This window comes from Nocardia brasiliensis (genome assembly GCF_042691675.1).
GTDB lineage: Bacteria > Actinomycetota > Actinomycetes > Mycobacteriales > Mycobacteriaceae > Nocardia > Nocardia brasiliensis_D.
This window is the reverse complement of the sequence record NZ_CP170507.1, coordinates 1,486,075-1,509,728: the sequence shown is the minus strand read 5'-3', so window position 1 is coordinate 1,509,728 and position 23,654 is coordinate 1,486,075. Positions and strand designations below refer to the sequence as shown.

Here is a 23,654-nt window from a genome sequence, read left to right as displayed (position 1 = left end):
TCCAAGCAGGTGGGTCCGACAGCGATCCAGCGGCGGCGACCCTGCCGCTATGGATTTCTGGGGCCGGGCGGAACATACTTGAATATCCGCTGGTCAACGGAGGCAATCATGACGATTCTGCTCCAGGTTCTCGAGCAGAGCTTCACGCCGACGACGCCGTGGGAGCGACGCAAATTCACCTTCATCAACGCCGAGAAGATCGTCGGTATGCGCCTGGACGGTCAGTCCGGCGTGTGGCTGGACCTGTCCCGCCCTGGTGAATCCCAGCGCCTGGCTCGAACTCTCGACCCGAACGAGGCCATCACCTTCCTGCTCGCCACCTTCGCCAAGCTCGCCGAGTGCGAGGAACGCGGCGGCTCGTGGCTGATCGGGCACGACGGCGCGAACACCGAGTCGATTTCGGCCACCCGGTTCCCGCCGCGGGCGAGTGAGGTCGCCGACGACGACCTGCTCGCGCGTGCCTGGCTGTGAGGGGTGTTCCACTCCGCTCCTGACAACTGCTCTTTCTTCGGGTTCTACGCATGTCGGTCCATCCGTGTACACCTGGCGCCATGGGTGCGGACATTCGGCGATGGCTCGTCGGCGTGCTCGTCGTGCTGTCCGCGGCGGGGTGCGCCCAATTCGGTACGGCCCCGGTGGCGCCCGCGCCGGGTAGTCCGACCCGGGTCGAGTTGGAGCGGCTGCTGGCCGGTGTTCGGGTCATCCCGGACCGGCCGCATCCCGGCGGCTACGACCGTGGTTGCAAGGCCGGACAGAAATGCGTGTTCGGACCCGCCTGGACCGACGACTACGACGGTCCAGGCGGGCACGACGGCTGCGACACCCGCAACAACGTGCTGGCCGAGCAGCTCATCGGGGTGAGTTTCCGGCCGGGAACCAATGACTGTGTGGTGGTCGGCGGCACCTTGAACGATCCGTACACGGGCAAGCAGATCCCCTTCACCAAGGCCGACGCCGACCAGGTGCAGATCGACCACGTGTATTCGCTGGCCGCCGCCTGGGACATGGGCGCGGCCTTCTGGCCGCCGGAGCGCCGGATCCGGTTCGCCAACGACGTCGACTTCAACCTGCTCGCCACCGAAGGACGGATCAACCAGGCCAAGGGCGACAAAACGCCCGAGGACTGGCTACCGCCCGCCCGCGCGAACCACTGCTTCTACGCGGGCAAATACCTCACCGCAGCCGTCCACTACGACCTGCCGTTGACCACCGCCGACACCATGGCGTTGCAGGGGGTCGCCCGGAACTGTCCTTGAATATCGGGTGCACCGAATCGGATTCAGCTTCCGGTCGCGACGGGCCGCTTCGGATCGTTCGACCACTGGGACCACGAGCCCGGATACAAGGCGGCGTCGATACCGACCACCGCCAGGGCGGCCACCTGATGGGCCGCGGTGACGCCGGAGCCGCAGTAGACCGCGATCGGTCCGGTGCCGAATGCGGCGAAACGCTCGCGCAATTCGGTTGGGTCGCGAAAACGCCCTTGGGCATCCAGGTTTTCGGCGGTGGGTGCGCTGATGGCGCCGGGGATGTGACCGGCCCGCGGATCGATCGGCTCGACCTCGCCGCGGTAGCGCTCGCCCGCGCGGGCATCGAGCAGCACGCCACGCCAGCGGGCGGCCGCGTCGGCATCGATGACTTTCAGGTGTCCGGGGCTGAGCTCGACATCGCCGGGCTCGGGGTCGGGTTCGGTGCCGGTGGCGAGCTCGCCGCCGGAGTTGGTCCAGGCGGGCAGGCCACCATCGAGGAGCCGCACGTCGGCGATGCCCGCCCAGCGCAGCAGCCACCAAGCGCGGGCGGCCGCCATCCCGCCGGTCGCGTCGTAGACGACCACCGGATCGCCGTTGCGAATGCCCCAGCTGCGCGCGCACTTCTCCAGCTGCGCGATGTCGGGCAGCGGATGCCTGCCGCGGGTCGGCGAGGGCGGCGCGGCCAGCTCGGTTTCCATGTCGACGAACACCGCGCCCGGGATGTGGCCGTCCAGATAATGTTGCGGGCCGTCCGGGTCACCTAGCGCCCATCGGACATCCAGCAGGCGAACCCGCTTGTCCGACAACACTTCCCGAAGCTCTTCCGGCGAGATCAGTACCGCGCTCAACCCAGCTCCTAGTTCAGAATCGCACCCTCGCGCACCGAATACCCCTCAGACTACGCACCTGAACAGGGGAATGTGGCTGCACCCCAGCGCTACTCGCCGGTAGCGACGGCGGCCCGGTCGGACGAACCATCGAGCGCGGCCCGCCCGGACCAGCACCGCCAATTCGGTCCAGTTTCGGCCGACTGGCCCGTGACGAAGCAGTCCAGTTGCGGGCAGGATCGCCACAATGTCGAACGTTTCCTCGGCGCCCGAGGCACCCGTCACCCCCGACCCCGAATCCGCGGTCGCTCCCGCGGCCGGGCTCGCCCAGCCGCTCGGCGCCGGTGTCGTTACCGCACTCGTCGGGTTCACCAGCGCGTTCGCCGTGGTGCTCAGCGGGCTCACCGCCGTCGGCGCGAACCCGGCGCAGGCGGCGTCGGGACTGCTGGCGGTGTGCGTGACGCAGGCGGTCGGCATGATGCTGCTCAGCTACCGGTATCGGATGCCGATCACGCTGGCCTGGTCGACCCCCGGCGCCGCGCTGCTGGCGAGCACGGGTGCGGTGGCCGGTGGCTGGCCCGCCGCGGTCGGCGCGTTCGCGCTCGCCGGGGTGTTGATCGTGGTCACCGGCCTGTGGCAGCGACTCGGGAATCTGGTCGCCGCGATACCGGTGGAGATCGCGCAGGCCATGCTGGCCGGGGTGCTGCTGCCGCTGTGCCTCGCGCCGGTGCAGGCGGTGCAGTCCAGTCCGGCGGTGGTCGTTCCGGTGATCCTGGTGTGGCTGGTGCTGCAGCGGGTGGCCAAGCGCTGGGCGGTGATCGCCGCGTTCGCCACGGCGGCAGTCGGCTCGGGCATCAGCATCGCCGTGCAGCACCGGCACCTCGACGTCGCCGCGATGGTGCCATCGGTGGAACTGACGCTGCCGCAGTGGAATTGGCAGGCGATGATCGGCGTCGCGATACCGCTCTACATCGTCACCATGGCCTCGCAGAACATTCCGGGAACCGCGGTCATGAAGTCCTTCGGCTACGAAGTCCCGTGGCGGTCGGCGATGACCGTCACCGGCATCGGCACCATTGTCGGCGCCCCCGCGGGCGGCCACGCGATCAACCTGGCCGCGATCAGCGCCGCGCTCTCGGCGGCCCCCGCGGCCCACCCCGATCCGAAGAAGCGCTGGATCGCGTCCTTCACCTCGGGCGCGGGCTACCTGGTGCTCGCCCTCGGCTCAGCAGCCTTGGTCACCCTCATCGCCGCCGCTCCCAAAGGCACCCTGGAAACTGTTGCGGGCCTTGCCCTCCTGGCCACCCTGGCGGCCGCCTTGACCGGCGCCCTGCGGTCCGAACAGCACCGCGAAGCGGGCGTGGTCACCTTCCTGATCGCCGCCTCCGGCGTGGGTTTCCTCGGCATCGGCGCGGCTTTCTGGGCGCTGCTCGCCGGACTGGTAGTCCGCAAGGTACTGACGCACCGCGACTGACCGCGTCACAACGAAAGTCGCCGCGGCACAACGCCACGGGCGAGGACACCGAGCCTGGTGTGATTGAACAGCAGGTTGAGCACGAAAGCTGTTGCCGCGCCCAAGGTTACGCCGCTGGTAAGCAGGATTTGCGCGGAGTCGGGGAACTTGACGAACATATCCTTCGCCATGACCGGCAGCAGACCGACACCGAGGGCGGTGGCGACGATGGTGGCGTTGACCCGATCGGCGAGATCGGCCTTGCGCAAAGTGTCGACGCCGACGATCGCGACGGTGGCGAACAATACGAGGCCGACACCGCCGACCACCGGTTCGGGTACCGCCGCGACGATCGCGCCGAATCGGGGCAGCACACCGAGCAGCACCAGGATGGCGCCGCTGGTGGCGGTGACATAGCGGCTGTACACCCGGGTCGCCGCGACGGAGCCGACGTTCTGGTTGAAGATCGTGTCGATGAACGCGGTGCAGATGCCGCCGAGTACGCCGGAGAGTCCGTCACCGACCAGGCCGCGCGCCAAATCGCCCTTGCCGAGCGGTTTTCCGGTGATCTCGCTGATCGCCAGCATGCTCGCGGTGGACTCGGCGAACACCACCGCCATCACAATGCTCATCGCGACCACCGCGGTGATCGGGAACTCCGGCGCGCCGAAGTGGAACGGGCTCGGCAGGCCCACCCAGTCGGTGGTCCCGATGCCGCCGGTGTCCACCAATCCCATCGGTACGGCGATCACGATCCCGGCCACCAGGGCGATCAGCACACCCAGTTGCGACCACACACCGCGGCCGAGGCACAGGAATCCCACGGCGATCACGACCACCACGGCGGCCAACCCGATATGCGACGGCGCGGCGAACGACGCCGCCTTCGGGTCGGTGCCGATGATCAACCCACCGGCCACCCCGATCAGCGAGATGCCGACCACGGTCAGCACGGTCCCGGTGACCAACGGCGGAAAGAACCGCACCATCCTGGCGAACGGCCAGGCCAGCGCCACGCCGACCACACCGCCGACCAGCATCGACCCGTAGACCGCCGCCAACCCGTACTCCTCGGCGATCAGGATCATCGGGTTGAGCCCGACGAAGGTGGCGCCGCAGACGATCGGCAACCGCGCACCGGCGAGCTTGGCCACGCCGAGGCTCTGGACCAGCGTGATGACCCCGGCGATCAGCAGATCCGCGCTGATCAGCAGCCCGACGGTGCCCCGGTCCAGCCCCGCGGCGGCGCCGAACACCAGCGGCACCGTGACGCACCCGGTGTACATGATCAGAACGTGCTGAATGCCGAAGGCGAGCTGCCGCCCGAACGGCAACCTGGTATCGACGGGATGCGCTACAACTGCCATAGCTACAGAACTAGCCGCCGTTCTTTACGCGCAACCCCCGCAATGTTTCGCCCGCGTGACATCACAGCGGACAGTGCGCGACTCAGCCGCGCAGCGCGGCTTGGAAGCGGCGCATGCCGTCGAGCCAGCGGTCGTAGTCGGAGCCCTTGTAGCGGTACATCTTCAGGACCTCGGGGTGCGGCAGGATCAGGAAGTGTTCGGCTTCGACACCGGCGACCACGACCTCGGCGACCTGATCCGGGGAGAGCACCGCGCCCGCGGTGGTCACCGCCTTGACCGCGAGTTCCGCGTCGGCGGCCTGCTCAGCCGGGACGAGACCGGTGTGCAGCAATTGCGTGTCCACACCCATCGGGCATACGCAGCTCACTCGAATACCTTTGTCCCCGTAGGTGACCGACAACCATTCGGCGAACCCGACGGCGGCATGCTTGGCGACCGCGTAGGGTGCGGAACCGAGCTGGGTGAGCAGACCCGCCGCCGAGGCGGTGGACACGAAGTAGCCGGTCCCCCGGGCCAGCCAGCCGGGTACCAGCAGCCGCGCGGCGCGGACGTGGGCGAGCACATTGACCTCCAACGCCGCCGCCCATTGCGCATCAGTGCTGTCGAGTCCGCCGCCTCCGCCGATGCCCGCGTTCGCGAAATACAGATCCACCGGCCCGAATTCGGCCTCGGCGCGCTCGATCAAGCCGCGGATCACCTGCTCGTCGGCAACGTCTCCGCCGACCGCGACCGCTGCGCCGCCGAGGGATTCGGCAACCCGCGTCGCGCCGTCGGCATCGAGATCGGCCAGCACCACCCGTGCTCCGTCGGCGACCAGCTTGCGGGCCAACGCCGCACCGATCCCCGCTCCGGCCCCCGTGACGATCGCAACCTTGCCCGAAATCTCCATTCCCGCACCCTATCGCCGCACCGAGGCACCGCCACCGCACCGCGGAAATCAGCCGCCGCGGGATAGTCGATCCAGCAGCGGCGCGGTACGCGGCCCGACCAGCTCGCGCATCACCAGCGCCATGTTGGTGCGCTCTACCCCGGGAATCTTCAATATCTGCCCGGCGATTCGATACAGATCGTCGGCATCCCTGGCGACCACGCGGACCGTCAAATCGGTGAGTCCGGTCATGCCGCACACCTCGGTCACCTCGGGCACTTTGCCGAGTTCCTCTACCACCGAATCCAATTGGTGTTGATCGACGACTACCGCGACGAACGCGGCCAACGGATACCCCAGCGCGCGCGGCTGCACCCGGCGCTCGAAACTGCCGAGCACCCCACCCGCCTCCCAGCGCGCCAGCCGGGCCTGGACGGTGTTGCGGGACAGCCCCAGCCGGGCGGCCAGTTCCACGCCGGTGGCTCTGGGATTGGCGACCAATTCCAGCAAGAGCCTGGCGTCGGTGGCGTCCAAGGTCACGTCGACCGTCTCTCTGGTCATACAACGCAGTATGACATTCGGGTCCGGGTAAGAATTGAGCATTCTGCGCATTTCCGCGTCGATCACTTGCGCACATCGCATTCTCGTGGATGCTGTGAGGTAGGACACACGCGTATTCGCGGGTCAGGTGAGGAGGCGGTCACCGATGCCAGACAAGGTCGACTATCCGGTGCAATTGGTCCAGCCCGACGGTCGCCGTGTGCTCGATCGAGAGCACGCCGCCCTGGTCGCGGACGTCGGGCCCGAGTTGCTACGCACGATGTACGAGGACATGGTCGTCACCCGGCGGATCGACACCGAGGCGACCGCGTTGCAGCGGCAGGGCCAACTCGGTCTATGGGCTCCGCTGCTCGGACAGGAGGCCACCCAGGTGGGTTCGGCGCACGCCCTGCACCCCGACGACTACGTGTTCTGCAGCTATCGCGAGGCCGCCGTCGCTTACTGCCGCGGGGTGAATCCCAGCGAGATCACCCGGCTGTGGCGCGGCGTCGCACATTCCTGCTGGGATCCGAGCGCGGTCAATATGACCAATCCGAACATCATCGTCGGCTCACAGGGCCTGCACGCGACCGGCTACGCCTATGCCGCCCACCTGGACGGCGCCGAGATCGCGACCATCGCCTACTTCGGTGACGGCGCGAGCAGCCAGGGCGACATCGCCGAAGCGCTCGGCTTCGCGTCGAGCTGGAGCGCCCCGGTGGTGTTCCTGTGCCAGAACAATCACTGGGCGATCAGCGAACCGGTCCGGGTGCAGAGTCAGACGCCGATCGTGCGCCGCGCGTACGGCTACGGCATTCCCGGCGTGCAGGTCGACGGCAACGACGCGCTCGCGGTGCTCGCCGTGACGCGGCAGGCGGTGGCGCGCGCCCGCTCCGGCGGCGGCCCGTCCTTCATCGAGGCGATCACCTACCGGATGGGCCCGCACACCACGGCCGACGACCCCACCCGCTACCGCTCGTCCGCGGAGACCGAGCAGTGGGCGCGCCGCGATCCGATCGACCGGCTGCGCCGGCTGCTGGAACGCGAGTCGCTGTTCGACTCCGCGTTCGAACGCGCGGTCGCCGACCGGGCCGACGAGGTGGCCCGCCAGGTGCGCACCTCGACCATCGAAATGCCGGACCCAGGACCGATGGACCTGTTCGAGCACGTCTATACCGCCCCGCACGCGCTCATCACCGAAGAGCGGCGGGCATACGCGGAGTACTTGGCTGGCGATCCCAGCGAGGCTGCCGCGCGACCGGAAGGAGTCCCTTCATGATCACGACCTTCGCCGGCGCACTGAACACCGGGCTGCGCCGCGCCCTGGAGGACGACCCCAAGGTCATTCTCATGGGCGAGGACATCGGCCGCCTCGGTGGTGTGTTCCGGGTGACCGACGCCTTGCAGAAGGACTTCGGCAACAATCGGGTCGTCGACACCCCGCTTGCCGAATCCGGCATCGTGGGAACGGCTTTCGGCATGGCGCTGCGGGGATACCGGCCGGTGTGTGAGATCCAGTTCGACGGTTTCGTCTATCCGGCCTTCGATCAGATCGTCTCGCACGTGGCGAAGATCCACTACCGGACGCAGGGAAAGGTGACCGCGCCCATCACGATTCGCATTCCGTTCGGCGGCGGGATCGGCTCGGTGGAGCACCACTCGGAATCGCCGGAAGCCTATTTCGCGCACACCGCCGGGTTGCGGGTGATGACGCCGAGCACGCCCGCCGACGCGTATTCGATGATCCGCCAGGCGATCGCGCTGGACGACCCGGTGATCTTCTTCGAACCCAAGCGGCGCTACTGGGACAAGGCGGACGTCGACTTCGTCGCACTCGACCGGGACGGCGGACTGCCCGCCGACCGCGCCCGGGTGTGCGCCACCGGTACCGACGCCACCATCGTCGCCTATGGCGGCACCGTGGCCACCGCGCTCTCCGCCGCGAAAATCGCTGGAGAGGAGGGGCATTCGCTCGAGGTGATCGATCTGCGCAGCCTGTCGCCGATCGATTTCGACACGATCGCGGAATCGGTCGCCAAGACCGGCAGACTGGTGATCACCCACGAGGCGCCCGTTTTCGCCGGTCTCGGCGCGGAAATCGCCGCGCGGATCACCGAACGCTGCTTCTACTACCTGGAGGCGCCGGTGCTGCGCGTCGGCGGGTTCGACATCCCGTATCCCCCGGCCAAGCTGGAAAAGTTCCATCTGCCCGACCCCGACCGCATCCTCGCCGCGGTCGATCGAACGCTCGCCGCCTGACGCCGGTCCGCCGTAGGGAAAGGCTCCACCGTGGAAGATCGCGCACCCCAGCAAAGCCAGGGGAACGTCCTGGAATTCCGGCTACCCGACCTCGGCGAAGGACTGGCCGACGCCGAGTTGGTGTCCTGGTCGGTCGGCGTCGGCGACGAGGTGGCCTTGAATCAGACGATCGCCGAGGTCGAGACGGCGAAGGCGGTGGTGGCGCTGCCGTCGCCGTTCGCCGGTCGGGTGGTCGAATTGCTCGCACAACCCGGGGACACCGTGCTGGTCGGGGCGCCGCTGATCCGGGTGCAGAACGGGGAAGCGCCTGCCGCTACAGGGCAGCCGGACGTGAGCCGGACGGCGCAGGCGACGAGCCAGGACAGCCCGGCCAACGGGAACGAGACGAACGGCACCGGGCGAACGGCGGTGCTGGTGGGCTATGGGCCGGAAGGCGAGACCGCGTCACGGCGACGCAAGCCCGCGGCTCCGAAACCCGATACATCGGCGGAGCTGTCGTCGGAAACCGCTGCCGCGCCATCGGATTCACCGGAGACCGCGTCCAGTCAGAGTCCGCAACCCGCCGAATCCCCTGCCGCGGAGACCATGTCGGAAAACGCGCGGCCGCAACTGTCCCCCACCAGGCCAGCCGCGACCCCCGCCGCCCGCAAGCTCGCGCGCGAGCTCGGCATCGATCTCTGGTTCGTCGCGGGCTCCGGGCCGGACGGTGCGGTCACCGTCGAGGACGTGCGCGGCGCGGTCCCGGTATCGCAATCGCGCACGAAGGCGAGTCGGGCCGGGTCGACCGCAACCCCATCCGCCGTCACCCCTTCCGGCGACGGTGTCAGCCCACCCGCGCGCGAGGTGCGCACACCGGTCAGCGGCATTCGCAAGCGCACGGCGGCGGCCATGCTGGCCAGTGCCCGCACCATCCCGCAGGCGAGCACCTTCGTCACCGTTGATTGCACCGCGTCGATGGAGCTGCTCGACCACCTGCGAACGACCAAATCCTTTGCCGGACTCACACTTACACCGCTGGCCCTGGTGGCGAAGTCCGCGCTGGCGGCAATCGCCGAATTCCCCGGCATCAATACCTCCTGGGACGAGGCGAACCAGGAGATCGTCACCAAGCACTATGTGAATCTGGGCATCGCGGTCGCGTCCGATCGTGGATTGCTGGTGCCGAACATCAAAGAGGCGCAGTCACTGAGCCTGCGTGACCTGACCCGCGAGATCGGCTGGCTGGCCGAAACCGCCCGCTCGGGTGCCGCGAGCCCGACCGACCTGCGCGGCGGCACCTTCACCATTACCAATGTCGGCGTATTCGGGGTGGACACCGGCGTGCCGCTGGTCAATCCGGGCGAGGCGGCGATTCTCTGCCTGGGCTCGATTCGCAAGCGCCCCTGGGTATTCCGCGACGAACTGGCGATCCGCTGGGTCACCACGCTCGGCATCAGCTTCGATCACCGGATGATCGACGGCGAACTCGCCGCCCGCTTCCTCGCCACCGCCGCGAGCCTGCTCGAGGACCCCCTCACCCTGCTGAGCCGCATCTGATTGCGATCAGTCGGTGACGAGTGCGGTGGCGGCGGTGCGGATGACGTCGGGGATTTCGACGGGTTTGCGGGTTTCGGCGTCGACGTAGACGTGCACGAAGGTGCCGGTGGCGGCGAGTTCGAGGTCGCCGTCGGCCTCCCGGAAGATCGCCAGGTCGTAGGTGATGCTGGAGCGGCCGAGGCGGGAGATGCGCAGGCCGACCCGCAACTGGTCCGGGAAGCTGAGGGACCCGACGTACTGGCACGAGGTCTGCGCGACGACGCCGAGTGCGGGCAGCTCACGGATGTCGGTGCCGGTGGCGTGCATCAACCACGCGTTGACCGCGGTGTCGAAGTACGAGTAGTACGTCACGTTGTTCACGTGCCCGTAGTGGTCGTTGTCGGCCCAGCGGGTCGGCATCGGCCAGAGCACCGGATACTGCTGCGTCACCCGGCCGACGATAGCTCAGCCGGGGTGGCGCCCTGCCGGTGGTCGCGCGGGCTCACCCCGAAGTGGCGTTTGAACGCGGTGCTCAGGGCGAAGGCACTGCCGTAACCGACTTGGCGGGCGATGGATTCGATGGTGGCGTCGGATTCGGCGAGCAGATCGGCGGCCAGCGCGAGCCGCCACTCGGTGAGGAAGGACATCGGCGGCTCGCCGACCAGATCGGTGAACCGGCGGGCGAGCGCGGCCCTGGACACCCCGACGGCCTCGGCCAGGCCTGCCACGGTCCAGCCGTGCGCGGGATTGTGTTGCAGCAGCCGCAGCGCCTTACCGACCAGCGGGTCGCTGTAGGCGTGGTACCAGGCGGGGGCGTCGTTGCGGGCGAACCAGGCGCGCAGGGCGGCGATCAGCACCATGTCCAGCAGCCGGTCGAGCACGGCGCCCTGGGCGGGCTCGTCCCGAACGGTTTCGTCGACCAGGATGTCGAGCAGGCGGGTGTCGAAGTCGCCGCGCTGCAATACGATCAGTGGCGGCAGGGCGCGCAGCAGGCGCTGGCTGGCCGCACCGGCCGACTCGTAGGTTCCGGTGACCAGCATGGTGGCGCCGTCGGCGTCGGTGCCCCACTGGCGAACGCCGAGACTCAATGTCTCGCAAAGGACTTCGCCATCCGGCGTCTTCGTGACATTGCCGGGATGGATGATGATCTGCGGCTCGGTGGACGGCGCGTCGGCGACCGTGTAGTGATCGGGACCGCGGAATATCGCGACGTCACCCTCGCTCAACTGCCGCGGGGCGTTCTTGCCCATCATCACCCAGGCGCCGCCACGGACCATCGCCACCACGGTGAGCGGAGCCTCGTCCTGAACGCGCAGCGACCACGGCGGCTTCAGCAACGAGCACATCAGAAACGCGCCCCGGGCACGTGGACCTTCGAGCAGACTGGCGAGCGCATCCACGCCCCCAACAGTAGACGATCACGCATGGTCATGAGCTGCTGAACCATGTTCCGTCTCGGCTGACCCCGGTGTACTCGAACCATGACAAACAGCACCACAGCCCAGCACCTCACCCTCGTCACCGGCGGCACCGGCAAGACCGGCAGCCGGGTCGCTACCCGGCTCACCGCGGCGGGCTACCCGATCCGCCTCGGCTCGCGCTCGGCGGAGATCCCGTTCAGCTGGGCGGACCGCGACACCTGGCCCGCGGCCCTGGCCGGCGTGCAGGCCGCCTACCTGGCGTACCAGCCCGACCTCGCGGTGCCCGGCGCTCCCGAAACGCTGCGCGCGTTCGCGGCCGTGGCGAAGCGGAGCGGCGTGCGCCGGTTGGTGCTGCTGTCCGGTCGTGGCGAGCCGGAGGCGGTGGAATGCGAGGAGATCGTGCAGGAATCCGGCCTCGACTGGACCATCCTGCGGTGCAGCTTCTTCGCGCAGAACTTCAGCGAAGGCGCGTTCACCGAATACATCCTGGCCGGAGAAGTCGCGCTGCCCAATGGTGACGTGCCGGAACCGTTCGTGCACGCCGACGATATCGCCGACGTCGCCACCCGCGCACTCACCGAGGACGGGCACCACGGCGAGATCTACGAGCTGACCGGGCCGCGTGCGCTCACCTTCACCGAGGCGGTCGCGGAGATCGCCGAGGCGACCGGGCGCGACATCGCCTTCATTCCCATATCCCGGACGGAATTCGTTGCGGCACTGACCGATTACCAGGTGCCCGCCGACGCGGTGAGCCTGCTCGACTATCTCTTCGGCACGGTGCTCGACGGCAGGAACAGCAAGACCGCCGACGGCGTGCAACGCGCCTTGGGCCGGGAGCCAAAGGATTTCACCGAATACGCACGCGAGACCGCCGCCTCGGAAGTCTGGAACATCTAGCGCCGGTGCGCGGTTGGAACGAGCAGAGGCTGTGCAGACCACCCGCGGGAACCGATCGCAACGACGCGATCCGGTTATCCGGACGCACCAGGCCGACGATGTCCTGGCCCGGATTCCGCGGGGCCACGCCTCGCATCGGCACGGAGGGGGGTGGGCGCACCGGAACGATCATCGGTACCGTCGGACTGATGTCGCGTCCGAGCATCGATCGCCCCATCCGGGTCGCCCGTGCTGCCGTGTTCGCGGTGTTCGGGTTGAACGGGTTGCTGCTGGCCATGTGGGTCGTGCACATTCCGGTGATCACCGATCGAACCGGCATCGAGAAATCGACGCTCGGCATGTTCATCCTGCTGATGGCCGGGGCGGGTGTCGTCGGCATGCGCATCGCGGGCCCGCTCGCCGACCGGTTCGGCAGCCGGACACTGGTCGCCGCCGCCGCGATCCTCATGTCGGTGGCGGTGGTCGGGCCTGGTCTGGCTACCGGCCCGGCCACGCTGGCGCTCGCGTTGATCTGCTTCGGTTTCGGCAACGGCGCACTGGACGTGTCGATGAATACCCAAGCGGTGCATGTGGAACGAGCGTATGCACGCCCGATCATGTCGGCCTTCCACGCGCTGTTCTCCGGCGGTGGGCTGCTCGGCTCGCTGCTCGGCGCGGCGACCCTGCGGGCCGGCTGGGATATCCGAATGACGTTGGTGCTGGCGGCGTTCGGCTGCGTGGCGCTGACCATCGCGCTAGTGCCGAGACTGCTCAGGGACGCCCACCCCGAGCAGGCCGTGGAGCCACACCTCGGCTCAACCGATGCGGATTCGTCCGGCGACCCCGAGTCCGCGCCTCGACCAGCCACCGGCAAAAACTCCGGCGAGCGAGCGCACAGCCGAAAAGTGCTGGCACTGGCCGTGATCGCGTTCGCGGTACTGCTCGCCGAGGGCGTGGCCGGGGACTGGAGCACCTTGCAGATGCGCGAGCACCTCGGCGCCGACGCGGCCACCGCGGCACTGGCTTTCGGTGCCTTCTCGGTCACCATGACCGCGGGCCGCCTCGCCGCCGACCGGGTGAGCGGCGCCTTCGGCCGGGTGGCCGTCGTCCGCTACGGCATGCTCGTCTCGGCGCTCGGCCTGGCTCTGGTCATGGTGTCGCCGTGGGTTCCGTTGACCTTGCTCGGGTGGGCCTTGACGGGTCTCGGCCTGTCCGGCAGCATCCCGCAGATCTTCACCGCCGCGGGCAATCTCGGTTCCGGTAAGGCCGCGACCGACATGTCCCGCGTCTTCAGCATCGGCTATCTCGGTCTGCTCGCCGGACCGGCGGTGATCGGCTGGCTCACCGAGCTGGTGCCGCTCACCGCCGCCATGGCCGTCCCGCTCATCGCGGTGCTGGTGTGCTGCCGGTATGCCGGAATCGTCGCTCCGGCACCGGCGCACAGGTAGCTACAGCGCCTTCAGTTCCTCGGTGACCGCGCCGACGGACTTCTTCGCGTCGCCGAACAGCATGGAAGTGTGGTCGGCGTAGAACAACGGGTTGTCGATACCCGCGAAGCCGGAGTTCATCGAGCGCTTGAGCACGATGACGCTTTTGGCCTGGTCGACGTTGAGGACCGGCATGCCGAAGATCGGGCTGCTGGCGTCCTCGCGCGCGGCCGGGTTGGTGACGTCGTTGGCGCCGATCACCAGGGCGACATCGGTGCGGGAGAACTCGCCGTTGATGTCGTCCATCTCCTTGAGCGCGTCGTAGGAGACCTCGGCCTCGGCGAGCAGCACGTTCATGTGACCGGGCATCCGGCCCGCGACCGGGTGGATGGCGTACTTGACCTCGACGCCCTTGGCCTCCAGCAGCGCGGCCATCTCCTTGACCGCGTGCTGTGCCTGGGCGACGGCCATGCCGTAGCCGGGCACCACGATCACCTGATTGGCGTAGGCCATCTGGATCGCGGCGTCCGCGGCGGAAGTGGCCTTGGCCGTCTTCTGCTCGCCGTCACCGGCGCCGGGAGCCGTTCCGCCACCGCCGAATCCGCCCGCCACGATGGCCGGGATGGACCGGTTCATCGCCTTGGCCATCAGGTTGGTGAGGATGGTGCCGGACGCGCCGACGATCATGCCCGCCACGATCATCGCGGTGTTGTTCAGCGCCAAGCCCGCTGCGGCGGCGGACAATCCGGTCAACGCGTTGAGCAGCGAGATGACCACGGGCATGTCCGCGCCACCGATCGGCAGCACGACGGCCAGGCCGAGCACACCGGCCAGCACCAGCACCGCGATCATCCACAGCTGGGAGACGCCCTCGTCGGTGGCGCCGATGCCGATCACCACGGCCGCGGCGATCGCACCGATGAGCAGCAGCAGGTTCAGCGGCTGCTGCAGCTTGCCGAGGCCGATCGGGCGGCCGGGCAGGATCTCCTGCAGCTTGCCGAACGCGATCAGCGAGCCCCAGAACGAGATCGAGCCGATGATCGCCGCGAACAGCGAGCCGATGACGATGTGGACCGTAGGTTCCTCGCCGTGCTTGAAGTGTGAGAAGCCGTCGCTATTGATGAATTCCGACCACGCGATGAGCGCGACGGTGCCACCACCGACACCGTTGAACGCGGCGACCAGCTGCGGCATCGCGGTCATCTTGGTGAACTTCGCCGGCGGCACACCGAGCGCGATACCGACGACCAGACCGGCGACGATCAGAATCCAGTTGTTGGTGTGCCGGATCGAAATCAGCGTCGCCACAACGGCGATCACCATCCCGGCGGCGGCGATGAGGTTGCCGCGCACCGCGGTCTTGGGACCGGTCAGGCCCATCAGGCCGTAGATGAACATGCCGAAGGCCACGATGTAGAGGCCGTTGACCAGGTAGGTCACATTGTCGAAGGTATGCATCACTTCTCCGCCTTAACCGGCGCGGTGGCCTTCTTGCCCTTGAACATGCCGAGCATGCGGTCGGTCACCACGAAACCACCGATGACGTTCAGGGTTCCGAAGACGACGGCGACGAACAGAATGATCTGGGTCAAGATCGAGGGATCCTGCGTATTACCCAGCACGACGAGCGCGCCGAGCACGACGATGCCGTGAATGGCGTTGGTGCCCGACATGAGTGGGGTGTGCAGGGTATTGGGGACCTTGGAGATGACGGCGAACCCGACGAATCCCGACAACACCAGGATCGCGATATTCGCAAGCAGTTCCGTATACATCAGGCATCAACCTCACGTGTCACGCAGGAATCGGCGAGCACCTGATCGCTGAAGTCGGGCGCGAGCTTCCCGTCCACCAGCATCAGTTCCAGCAGCGCCGCAATGTTTTTCGAGTACAGCTCGGAGGCGTGCTCGGGCATGGTCGCGGGCAGGTTCAGCGGTGCGGCGATGGTCACCTGATGCTTGACCACGGTCTGGCCGGGCTCGGTGAGTTCGCAGTTGCCGCCGGTCTCGCCGGCCAGGTCGACGATCACGCTGCCGGGCTTCATGCCCTCGACCGCGGCGGCCGTGACCAGGCGCGGCGCGGGCCGCCCCGGCACCAACGCGGTGGTGATCACCACGTCGAAGCCCTTGATCGCGTCTTCCAAGGCCTGCTGCTGCTCAGCCTTTTCCGCATCGGTGAGTTCCCGGGCGTAACCACCCTCACCGGCGGCGTCGATGCCTAGGTCGAGCCACTGCGCACCGACCGAACGCACCTGATCGGCGACCTCGGGCCGCACGTCGTAACCGGTAGTGCGGCCGCCGAGACGCTTGGCGGTGGCCAGCGCCTGCAGGCCCGCCACACCGACGCCGAGCACCAACACAGTCGCGGGTTTCACGGTGCCCGCCGCGGTGGTGAGCATCGGGAAGAAGCGGGTCGATTCGGACGCGGCGAGCAGCACGGCCTTGTAACCGGCGACATTGGCCTGCGACGACAGGGCGTCCATCACCTGCGCGCGCGAGATGCGCGGAATGGCTTCCACCGCGAAGGCTTGCACGCCGGCGGATTTCAATTTGCCGATCTGGTTTTCCGCGTTGCGCGGGGCCAGGAAGCCGATCAGCGTCTGTCCGGCGGACAGCCGCGCCACCTCGGCGTCGGTGGGCGGCGCGACCTTGGCGATGACCTCGGCCGACCAGGGATCGCCGATCGTCGCGCCCGCCGCTTCGTAGGCGCTGTCGGGAATGAGCGCGCCGAGCCCGGCTCCGGACTCGACCACCACCTGCACGCCCTGCTTCAGCAGGGACGGAATGATCTTCGGCACCAATGCGACACGTCGTTCGCCCGCGTTGGACTCGCGAACGACTCCGACACGCGCGCCGCGTGGCGACTCGTCGCCTACGCTCTGCGTTGTCTCCACTATGTCAGTTCCTTCTCGTGCTGAGCTTCAGGCATCAGATGGACGGCCGGACGATGTTACTTCAGAGTAAGGTCGCCCAAATCCTCGCAACTGTACCCGGCGCTTTGTGCAGTCCGCTGAGACGCCCGTCACAAGATCATGCCGGATTCCGCCGGTTTGCCGGATTCGCAAGGTCCTCGCAGACATCTGGTTACCTCCCGCGCTGTCGGTTGTTCGTCAAGGCGCCGGTTCTGATGGTGGTCGTCGCAGGTGAGCGGGACAAGAGCGAACCCGCAGGTCCATTACTTACCCGCAGGTTCGACACCAGGTCAGGACGCGGTCTCGGGCCGGGACAGTGACGTGCATCATGGGGATTCCACCGCTGGGGTGTACCCGGGGCACTCGTACGCCGTAAGGTCCTGCCTTGTGAACGACTGCGTCTTCTGCCGCATCGTGGCGGGCGAAGCTCCGGCGACGAAGGTGTACGAGGACGACATTCTCTGCGCCTTCCTCGATATCCGGCCCATCGCCCGAGGCCACATGCTGGTGGTCCCGAAACAGCACGCCGCCGAACTCGAGGATCTGGATGCCGAACTCGGCGCCTACGTGTTCCGCGCCGGGCATCGGCTCGCGCTGGCCGTGCGGCGCAGCAGCCTCGCCGCCGACGGCGCGAACCTGCTGCTCAACGACGGCACCGCAGCATTTCAGACGGTCTCGCACGTCCACCTGCACGTCATCCCGCGCAAGCACGGCGACAAGTTCCGGTTCGCGGCGGGAGTCGTGCTGCGGCGCCCACACGACGCACAATCCACCGCGGCCGCCATCCAGGCCGGGATCGCGGCGCTCGAACGCGACGAAAAGCTGGGCCACGATGCGAGACTGGGCATGGAAAGCCCGGAAGAAGGAGCCCAGGAATGACCGATCCGACGCTGGACCGGACCGAGCTGCCGACCCGATTGTCCGAGCAGTGGGACGCGATCGCCGCACTGGTCGTCGATATCGATGAAAACCAGTGGCGCGCACCGACAGCACTGCCGGGCTGGAGCGTGTTCGATGTGGTGGCGCACGTGGTCGGTACCGAAGCGTGGCTGCTCGGTGAACGCCCGCCCGCGCACGATCCGACCAAGCCGAAAACCGACGTGCGTACGTTGCCGCACGTGCGCAACGAAACCGCGGTACTCAACGAGATCTGGGTGGACCGGCTGCGACCGTTGTCCGGCGCGCGGCTGCTGGAAATGTTCCACGACGTCATCGGCCGCAGGCGCAAAGCCCTCGCCGCCCTGGGTGACGACGAATGGCAGGCGCAAACCCAGTCCCCGATCGGGCAGGTCAGCTACGGCCGGTTCATGCGGGTGCGGCTGTTCGACTGCTGGATGCACGAACTCGACCTCGCCGACGCGCTCGGCGTCCGGGTCGACGAGGGCGGGCGGCGCGGTGAGCTCGCGTTCATCGAGTTCCTCGGTGGTGTGCCGCGCGTGGTGGTGAAAAAGGGTGGCGCACCGGACGGTTCGCGGATCACCTTCACCCTGACCGGCTCGTTGGCCAGGAGCCTGCACATCCAGGTAGCCGGGCGCGCGAACTACGTCGACGCGTTCGACGAGCCCGCCACCGTCGAAATCCGGCTGCCCTCCGAGGTTTTCGTCCGGCTCGGCGGCGGACGCGCGACCGCGGACGAGCACCTGGACGCGATCACCATCACCGGCGACCAGGAGCTGGGGCGCCGACTGGTCCACAACCTGGCCTTCACCATCTGAGCATGCGACTCTTCCTGTCCAGCTACCGGTTCGGCGCGCACTACGATCGGCTCGCCGCACTGGTCGGCGAGCCGGGCCGAGTCGCGTTGATCCCCAACGCTTGTGACTCCTGGCCCGATGTCTGGGAGTCGGCGGTGACCAGCGATGTGGTGCCGCTGCGCAAACTGGGATACGCACCGGAGACGATCGACCTGCGCGACTTCATCGGCTGTCCAGCGGAATTGGAGCGGACGCTGGCGAGCTTCCCGATGGTCTGGGTGCGCGGCGGCAACACCTTCGTGCTGCGGGCCCAATTCGCCCGCAGCGGCGCCGATCTCGTGCTGCCGCGGCTGCTCGCCGCCGACGCGCTGGTGTACGCGGGCTACAGTGCGGGGGCCTGCGTGCTGACGCCCGATCTGCACGGTCTGGAATCGGCGGACGATCCCGCCGAGGTCGTATCGACCTGCGGGATCGAACCCCTCTGGGACGGACTGGGGTTGGTCGATCGACGGATCGTGCCGCACATCGACTCCCCCACCGACCCGGTCGGCCAAGGCGATCTGCTGGCCGAGTTCTATCGCGCGGAGGGCATCGCCCACTGGGCCCTCACCGACGACGACGCGATCGTCGTCGACGGTGACCGGACCGAGGTGCTGATCAGTCCAGCGGGGTCATGAACGACCACAGCCGCTGTGACCTCCGCGTGGTGGACGGTGCCGTCCGCGCCCCTGCTGATCCGGCCCGGCTCCATGCCGAACACGGTGGTCAGGTAGTCGTGCGCGGCGGCCACCTCGTTCGCCACACCTATGACGCTAAAACCTCACGCCGCGTGCGGTGCGAGTTCTGACTTCGGGTCGCGGCGGAACACCACCCAGCGCATCGCGCTGTACATGTAGACCGCCTCGCACGCACCGGCCAGCAACCTGGCCAGGTGGTATTCGAGGCCGAGCGCGGTGAGGCCGCTGCCGACACCGAGGATGAAGGCGACGTAGTTGATCACGACAACCACGCCGTACACCGCGGCCTGCTTGCCGACGGGTGCGTGCGAGTGGAAGTTGAAGGTGCGATTGAGCACGAAACTCAGCCCGAACGCGCACACATAGGCAATGGTGACCGACAGCCACACCGGCAGGCCCCACCAGCCGTGGAACACGGTGAGCAGGACCAGATCGACGCCGAAGGTGAAGCTGTTGATCAGCGCGAAGCCGAGGAAGGTCGCCGGGACAAGGCGATTCAGCCCCCACGGCAGCCGGGCGACCACGGACTCACACCACCGGGTGAACCGGTCCGCGACGGTATCGGTGGTCCTCGCCGGCTCGTGCACGGCACGAGCCTGCCAGCGGCAGGTGTACGTCAGATGATCAATCAGCAAAGTTACAATCGGACGGCTGGCATTCGGCGGCTTGCGCGGCCTCCCCGCCGGTGCCCGCTAGCGTGGAGTGTTGTGGACCTGCATGACTTGACCGAGGCGCTACCCGATGGCGCGGTCGTTACCGACCCTGACCTGCTCGCGACTTACCGGCAGGACTGGGCGCGGGATCCCGACGCGGGTATGCCGCTCGCGGTGGTGCGCGCTACCAGTACCGATGATGTCGCGGCGACGCTGCGCTGGGCGCACGAGCGGAAGGTGCCGGTGGTCCCGCGCGGCGCGGGTTCCGGGCTGTCCGGCGGCGCCACCGCCGTCGACGGCGGGCTCGTGCTGAGTACCGAACGGATGCGGGCGATCACGGTCGACCCGATCACCAGGACCGCGGTGGTGCAACCCGGCCTGCTCAACGCCGAGGTGAAACGCGCGGTCGCCGAGCACGGACTCTGGTATCCGCCGGATCCGTCGTCGTTCGAGATCTGCTCGATCGGCGGGAACGCCGCGACCAACGCGGGCGGGCTGTGCTGCGTGAAGTACGGCGTGACCACCGATTACGTGCTCGGCATGGAAGTCGTGCTCGCCGACGGGACGGTGCTGCGGCTCGGCGGACCACGGCTCAAGGACTCGGCCGGGCTTTCCCTGACCAAACTGTTCGTCGGCAGCGAGGGCACGCTCGGCATCATCACCGAGCTGACGCTGCGCCTGCTGCCCGCGCAACCGCCGCAGAGCACGGTCGTCGCGACCTTCGCCACCTTGCCCGCCGCCATCGACGCGATCCTCGCGATCACCGGCGAATTACGGCCTTCCATGCTGGAATTCATGGATTCGGTGTCGATCAACGCGGTCGAGAACGAGTTGCGGATGGGGCTGGATCGCGGCGCGGCGGCGCTGCTGGTGGCACGGTCGGACGCACCGGGCGAATATGCACTACGCGAAGCCGAAATCATGGTGGCGGCGTGCGAAAAAGCGAGCGCGACAGAGGTTTTCCATACCGAGGACCCCGAAGAAGGCGAAGCCTTCACGGCGGCAAGGCGATTCGCGATTCCCGCGGTGGAGAAGCTGGGTGCGCTGCTGCTCGAGGATGTCGGTGTTCCGCTGCCGCGACTCGGCGACCTGGTCACCGGCGTCGCCGAGATCGCGGCCCGCAATGACGTGACGGTGTCGGTGATCGCGCACGCCGGAGACGGCAACACCCATCCGCTGATCGTGCACGACCCGAACGACGCCGCCATGACCGAGCGGGCGCATCGCGCCTTCGGCGAAATCATGGACCTGGCGATCGCGCTCGGCGGCACCATCACCGGCGAGCACGGTGTCGGTCGGCTGAAGAAGGCGTGGCTGCCCGATCAGCTCGGCGCCGACGTGATGGCATTGACCCACCGGATCAAGGACGCGCTCGACCCGCACGGCATCCTCAACCCGGGCGCGATCCTGTGACCGCCCGCACGGAACATCCCGCACCGAGAAGGAGTTTCACCAGATCATGACCACCAGGATCGAGCACAACGTCGAGGACACCCGCTTCGAGATCTACATCGACGACACCCTCGCCGGCTACGCCGATTACGCCGAGCGCACCAACCCGAAGGTCCGCGATTTCCACCACACCATGACCTTCCCCGAATTTCGGGGCCGTGGCGTGGCGGCCGAAGTGGTCGAATACGCGCTGAAGGATTCCCGCGACGGCGGCTACTCCGTCATCCCCACCTGCTGGTACGTCGACAAATACATCGCCGAACACCGCGAATACGCCGACCTGGTCTCCTGATCACACGCAAAAACGGGTGACCCGAGGCGAACCCCGGACCACCCGTTCGCGCGAGCTTCCGCGAGTCAGCGCAGCAGCGCGCGGGACATGACGACGCGCTGGATCTGGTTGGTGCCCTCGTAGATCTGGGTGATCTTGGCGTCGCGCATCATGCGCTCCACCGGGAAGTCGGTGGTGTAGCCCGCGCCACCGAACAGCTGGACGGCGTTGGTGGTCACCTCCATAGCGACATCCGAGGCGAAACACTTGGCGGCGGCGGAGATAAAGCCGAGGTTCTTCTCGCCGCGCTCGGCACGGGCGGCCGAGGTGTAGACCATGAGGCGGGCCGCCTCGATCTTCATCGCCATGTCGGCGAGCATGAACTGGGTGTTCTGGAAGTCGGCGATCGGCTTGCCGAACTGCTTGCGGTCCTTGGTGTAGGCGATGGCCGCGTCCAGCGCGCCCTGCGCGAGGCCGACGGCCTGTGCGCCGATGGTCGGGCGGGTGTGGTCGAGGGTCTGCAGCGCGGTCTTGAAGCCGGTGCCCGGCTCGCCGACGATGCGGTCACCCGGCACCCGGCAGTTCTCGAAATACAGTTCGGCGGTGGGCGATCCCTTGATGCCGAGCTTGTGCTCGAGCGGGCCGACCACGAAGCCCTCGTCGTCCTTGTGCACCAGGAAGGCCGAAATACCGTTGGCGCCCTTGTCCGCATCGGTCACCGCCATGACGGTGTACCAGGAAGACTTGCCGCCGTTGGTGATCCAGCACTTGGAGCCGTTGAGGATCCAGTCGTCGCCCTCCTGCTTCGCGCGGGTGCGCATGCTGGCGGCGTCGGAACCGGCCTCGCGCTCGGACAGCGCGTAGGAGGCCATCTCACCGTTGACGATGTCGGCGAGCACCTTCTGCTTGAGCTCCTCGGAACCGTTGAGGATCAGGCCCATGGTGCCGAGCTTGTTGACCGCGGGAATGAGCGAGGAGGAACCGCAGACGCGGGCGACCTCTTCGATCACGATGCAGGTGGCCACCGAGTCGGCGCCCTGGCCGCCGTAGGCCTCCGGCACGTGCACCGCGTTGAAGCCCGCGGCGTTGAGCGCGGTCAGCGCCTCGTCGGGGAAGCGGGAGTTACCGTCGACGTCCTTGGCGTGCGGCGCGATCTCCTTCTCCGCCAGACCGCGGATGGCCGCACGCAGTTCGTCGTGGAAGTCCTCGAGCTTGAACAGGTCGAAATCGGGGTTTCCCGCCATGGGGCTCACTCCTGGTCGTCGGTACATGTCGGCACTCAGTGCCACACCGTTCTTGAGTATACGCCCAGGAATGCCCGCTACATGCGGATACTTCCTGGCACTCAGTGTCAGATTGGTCGCAGTTGACCTAGATCAAAGACTACCGAGTTTGCGGGCCACCAGATCGGCGACCTGCCGGGGTGGGGTATCTCGCGGAAACACCGCGACCACCAGGTCGTCGGCACCGGGACGCCGTCCGGTGCCGCGCGGAATCGCCGCGAGTTCCACGCGCAGATCTGCCGCACCGGCATCGGACTCGCCACGCACCATCCGGCGCAGCAGATAGTTGTGCGTCGCGGTCACCGCGGCGGTGTACTGCACCCGCGCCAGATCCGGCACCTCGGGCAACTGATCGCGCAGATAGTCGGTGAACAGCCGCTCATACCGGAACACCGTCACGATCTCCCGCTCGCGCAGCGCGGGCACCCGGCGCACCACCTGATACCGCCGCGCCGCGATCTCCCGCCACTGGGCGAACCGCTCGAACACCTGAACCACCGCTTCGCACACCGTCTCCCACGGATCTGCCCGCGACCCCGCGAGAAACGCCGCCGCCTGCGCCAACTGCGACTCGTGATCGGCGAAGATCACATCCTCTTTCGACCGGAACTGCCGAAAGAACGTCCGCCGGGAAATCCCCGCCGCCTCCGCGATCTCGTCGACAGTCGTCGCCTCATACCCCTTCTCGGCAAACAACCGCAACGCCTGATCGACAACCGTCAGCCGGAACCGCGTGTTGTCGTCCCCGCTGCGCGGGCGTGTGTCGCCAGTAGTCACCCGCCCACCGTAGCGAGACCCGCGAGCACTCCGGGCCAGCCCACGGCGATGCGTTCTCGCGCAGGTCGCA

The 23,654-nt window shown here is 67.8% G+C and carries 25 protein-coding genes; 13 read left to right on the top strand and 12 right to left on the bottom strand.

Annotated elements, in window-relative coordinates; genetic code table 11:
- Positions 1-108 precede the first annotated feature (108 nt).
- Both ACFK0J_RS07005 and ACFK0J_RS07000 read left to right on the top strand, forming a co-directional pair.
- Positions 109-471 (top strand): hypothetical protein, encoded by a 363-nt coding sequence (locus tag ACFK0J_RS07005; RefSeq protein ID WP_218474309.1) that lies wholly within the window; start codon positions 109-111, stop codon positions 469-471.
- 80 nt (positions 472-551) lie between these two features.
- Positions 552-1,256: an HNH endonuclease family protein gene (locus ACFK0J_RS07000; protein ID WP_378737627.1), complete on the top strand. Its 705-nt coding sequence runs from the start codon at positions 552-554 to the stop codon at positions 1,254-1,256.
- A 23-nt stretch (positions 1,257-1,279) separates the two neighbouring features.
- Here the strand turns inward: ACFK0J_RS07000 and ACFK0J_RS06995 are convergent, their stop codons facing one another.
- Positions 1,280-2,098, bottom strand: coding sequence for a sulfurtransferase (locus tag ACFK0J_RS06995; RefSeq protein ID WP_378737625.1), 819 nt, complete (start codon positions 2,096-2,098; stop codon positions 1,280-1,282).
- A gap of 226 nt (positions 2,099-2,324) precedes the next feature.
- Between ACFK0J_RS06995 and ACFK0J_RS06990 the strand changes: the two genes are divergently transcribed.
- Entirely contained in the window at positions 2,325-3,551 is a 1,227-nt protein-coding gene (locus ACFK0J_RS06990) for a benzoate/H(+) symporter BenE family transporter (RefSeq protein ID WP_378737623.1), read from the top strand.
- A gap of 5 nt (positions 3,552-3,556) precedes the next feature.
- On the opposite strand, the gene ACFK0J_RS06985 is transcribed toward ACFK0J_RS06990, so the two are convergent.
- The 3 genes from ACFK0J_RS06985 to ACFK0J_RS06975 all read right to left on the bottom strand — a co-directional run bounded on the left by ACFK0J_RS06985 (position 3,557) and on the right by ACFK0J_RS06975 (position 6,326).
- On the bottom strand, positions 3,557-4,897 hold the full coding sequence (locus ACFK0J_RS06985; protein ID WP_378737621.1) for a uracil-xanthine permease family protein: 1,341 nt from the start codon (positions 4,895-4,897) through the stop codon (positions 3,557-3,559).
- Between the two features lie 82 nt (positions 4,898-4,979).
- Positions 4,980-5,786: an SDR family oxidoreductase gene (locus tag ACFK0J_RS06980; RefSeq protein ID WP_378737619.1), complete on the bottom strand. Its 807-nt coding sequence runs from the start codon at positions 5,784-5,786 to the stop codon at positions 4,980-4,982.
- 48 nt (positions 5,787-5,834) lie between these two features.
- On the bottom strand, positions 5,835-6,326 hold the full coding sequence (locus tag ACFK0J_RS06975; protein ID WP_378737618.1) for an Lrp/AsnC family transcriptional regulator: 492 nt from the start codon (positions 6,324-6,326) through the stop codon (positions 5,835-5,837).
- Between the two features lie 145 nt (positions 6,327-6,471).
- On the opposite strand from ACFK0J_RS06975, the gene pdhA reads away from it, so the two are divergent.
- From pdhA to ACFK0J_RS06960, 3 genes are read left to right on the top strand one after another with little or no spacing between them, the layout of a single operon-like run.
- Positions 6,472-7,584: a pyruvate dehydrogenase (acetyl-transferring) E1 component subunit alpha gene (gene pdhA, locus ACFK0J_RS06970; RefSeq protein WP_378737616.1), complete on the top strand. Its 1,113-nt coding sequence runs from the start codon at positions 6,472-6,474 to the stop codon at positions 7,582-7,584.
- The gene (locus ACFK0J_RS06965) at positions 7,581-8,564 is read left to right on the top strand and encodes an alpha-ketoacid dehydrogenase subunit beta (RefSeq protein WP_378737614.1); all 984 of its coding nucleotides are present in this window, start codon (positions 7,581-7,583) and stop codon (positions 8,562-8,564) included. The genes pdhA and ACFK0J_RS06965 overlap by 4 nt, the downstream gene beginning before the upstream one ends.
- 30 nt (positions 8,565-8,594) lie before the next feature.
- On the top strand, positions 8,595-10,100 hold the full coding sequence (locus ACFK0J_RS06960; protein WP_378737612.1) for a 2-oxo acid dehydrogenase subunit E2: 1,506 nt from the start codon (positions 8,595-8,597) through the stop codon (positions 10,098-10,100).
- A 6-nt stretch (positions 10,101-10,106) separates the two neighbouring features.
- Here the strand turns inward: ACFK0J_RS06960 and ACFK0J_RS06955 are convergent, their stop codons facing one another.
- The gene (locus tag ACFK0J_RS06955) at positions 10,107-10,499 is read right to left on the bottom strand and encodes an acyl-CoA thioesterase (RefSeq protein WP_378742685.1); all 393 of its coding nucleotides are present in this window, start codon (positions 10,497-10,499) and stop codon (positions 10,107-10,109) included.
- Positions 10,500-10,525: 26 nt separating this feature from the next.
- A complete protein-coding gene (locus ACFK0J_RS06950; protein ID WP_378737610.1) occupies positions 10,526-11,479 on the bottom strand; it encodes an AraC family transcriptional regulator in 954 nt (317 codons plus the stop codon).
- Positions 11,480-11,560: 81 nt separating this feature from the next.
- Here ACFK0J_RS06950 and ACFK0J_RS06945 point away from each other — a divergent pair, with 81 nt between their 5' ends.
- Together ACFK0J_RS06945 and ACFK0J_RS06940 are read left to right on the top strand one after the other, a co-directional pair.
- Positions 11,561-12,400: an SDR family oxidoreductase gene (locus tag ACFK0J_RS06945; protein ID WP_378737608.1), complete on the top strand. Its 840-nt coding sequence runs from the start codon at positions 11,561-11,563 to the stop codon at positions 12,398-12,400.
- 188 nt (positions 12,401-12,588) lie between these two features.
- Entirely contained in the window at positions 12,589-13,827 is a 1,239-nt protein-coding gene (locus ACFK0J_RS06940; protein WP_378737606.1) for an MFS transporter, read from the top strand.
- On the opposite strand, the gene ACFK0J_RS06935 is transcribed toward ACFK0J_RS06940, so the two are convergent.
- The 3 genes from ACFK0J_RS06935 to ACFK0J_RS06925 are packed head-to-tail and all read right to left on the bottom strand — an operon-like array spanning position 13,828 to position 16,699.
- Positions 13,828-15,246 (bottom strand): NAD(P)(+) transhydrogenase (Re/Si-specific) subunit beta, encoded by a 1,419-nt coding sequence (locus ACFK0J_RS06935; RefSeq protein WP_378742683.1) that lies wholly within the window; start codon positions 15,244-15,246, stop codon positions 13,828-13,830. It lies immediately after the preceding gene.
- Between the two features lie 17 nt (positions 15,247-15,263).
- Positions 15,264-15,581 carry an NAD(P) transhydrogenase subunit alpha gene (locus tag ACFK0J_RS06930; RefSeq protein ID WP_378737604.1) on the bottom strand — a complete coding sequence of 106 codons (318 nt, stop codon included), beginning with the start codon at positions 15,579-15,581 and terminating at the stop codon, positions 15,264-15,266.
- Positions 15,581-16,699: a Re/Si-specific NAD(P)(+) transhydrogenase subunit alpha gene (locus ACFK0J_RS06925; RefSeq protein ID WP_378737602.1), complete on the bottom strand. Its 1,119-nt coding sequence runs from the start codon at positions 16,697-16,699 to the stop codon at positions 15,581-15,583. The genes ACFK0J_RS06930 and ACFK0J_RS06925 overlap by 1 nt, the downstream gene beginning before the upstream one ends.
- A gap of 405 nt (positions 16,700-17,104) precedes the next feature.
- Here ACFK0J_RS06925 and ACFK0J_RS06920 point away from each other — a divergent pair, with 405 nt between their 5' ends.
- The 3 genes from ACFK0J_RS06920 to ACFK0J_RS06910 are packed head-to-tail and all read left to right on the top strand — an operon-like array spanning position 17,105 to position 19,088.
- Positions 17,105-17,596, top strand: a complete 492-nt coding sequence (locus ACFK0J_RS06920; protein ID WP_378737600.1) for an HIT family protein — start codon at positions 17,105-17,107, stop codon at positions 17,594-17,596.
- Positions 17,593-18,432 carry a maleylpyruvate isomerase family mycothiol-dependent enzyme gene (locus tag ACFK0J_RS06915; protein WP_378737598.1) on the top strand — a complete coding sequence of 280 codons (840 nt, stop codon included), beginning with the start codon at positions 17,593-17,595 and terminating at the stop codon, positions 18,430-18,432. The genes ACFK0J_RS06920 and ACFK0J_RS06915 overlap by 4 nt, the downstream gene beginning before the upstream one ends.
- Positions 18,433-18,434: 2 nt before the next feature.
- Entirely contained in the window at positions 18,435-19,088 is a 654-nt protein-coding gene (locus ACFK0J_RS06910) for a Type 1 glutamine amidotransferase-like domain-containing protein (protein ID WP_378737596.1), read from the top strand.
- Positions 19,089-19,231: 143 nt separating this feature from the next.
- Here the strand turns inward: ACFK0J_RS06910 and ACFK0J_RS06905 are convergent, their stop codons facing one another.
- Positions 19,232-19,735, bottom strand: a complete 504-nt coding sequence (locus tag ACFK0J_RS06905) for a GtrA family protein (protein WP_378737594.1) — start codon at positions 19,733-19,735, stop codon at positions 19,232-19,234.
- 120 nt (positions 19,736-19,855) lie between these two features.
- On the opposite strand from ACFK0J_RS06905, the gene ACFK0J_RS06900 reads away from it, so the two are divergent.
- Both ACFK0J_RS06900 and ACFK0J_RS06895 read left to right on the top strand, forming a co-directional pair.
- Complete coding sequence (locus ACFK0J_RS06900; RefSeq protein ID WP_378737592.1) at positions 19,856-21,214, top strand: FAD-binding oxidoreductase; 1,359 nt, start codon at positions 19,856-19,858, stop codon at positions 21,212-21,214.
- 46 nt (positions 21,215-21,260) lie between these two features.
- Entirely contained in the window at positions 21,261-21,545 is a 285-nt protein-coding gene (locus ACFK0J_RS06895) for a GNAT family N-acetyltransferase (protein WP_378737590.1), read from the top strand.
- Positions 21,546-21,610: 65 nt separating this feature from the next.
- Here the strand turns inward: ACFK0J_RS06895 and ACFK0J_RS06890 are convergent, their stop codons facing one another.
- Both ACFK0J_RS06890 and ACFK0J_RS06885 read right to left on the bottom strand, forming a co-directional pair.
- Positions 21,611-22,768, bottom strand: coding sequence for an acyl-CoA dehydrogenase (locus tag ACFK0J_RS06890; RefSeq protein ID WP_378737588.1), 1,158 nt, complete (start codon positions 22,766-22,768; stop codon positions 21,611-21,613).
- Positions 22,769-22,900: 132 nt separating this feature from the next.
- Positions 22,901-23,584, bottom strand: a complete 684-nt coding sequence (locus ACFK0J_RS06885) for a TetR/AcrR family transcriptional regulator (protein WP_378737586.1) — start codon at positions 23,582-23,584, stop codon at positions 22,901-22,903.
- Between the last annotated feature and the right edge of the window lie 70 nt (positions 23,585-23,654).